Origin of the sequence: Streptomyces glaucescens (genome assembly GCF_002154375.1) — a bacterium.
GTDB lineage: Bacteria > Actinomycetota > Actinomycetes > Streptomycetales > Streptomycetaceae > Streptomyces > Streptomyces glaucescens.
This window is the reverse complement of record NZ_MUND01000907.1, coordinates 3,705-3,969: the sequence shown is the minus strand read 5'-3', so window position 1 is coordinate 3,969 and position 265 is coordinate 3,705. Positions and strand designations below refer to the sequence as shown.

At 78.5% G+C, this 265-nt stretch carries 1 pseudogene (running past one end of the window); it reads right to left on the bottom strand.

Features of this window, described 5'->3' with window-relative positions:
• Nucleotides 1–265: pseudogene (locus CCN42_RS39160) on the bottom strand (histidine kinase dimerization/phospho-acceptor domain-containing protein); its annotated part runs 733 nt beyond the window's last position; the annotation flags it as partial.

Genomic DNA, 265 nt, shown 5'->3' with positions numbered 1-265 from the left:
CGCGCCGCCCTCGGTGCGGAAGCGCTGCGGGCCGTGCGCCACCAGGTAGTCCGGGTAGCCGTCCCCGTGGTCCCGTACGGTGACCACCGGCCCGTCCACGGTCAGCACCACCGGCGCCCGCCCGTGCCGGTGCCCGTTCGCGACGAGGTTGCCCAGCACCCGCTCCAGCCGCCGCCGGTCCGTCTCCACCCGAGCGTCCCGCACCACCCGCACCTCGGTGTCGGTGCCGGACGCCCGCACCACCCGCCGGGCCAGCGCGCCCAGC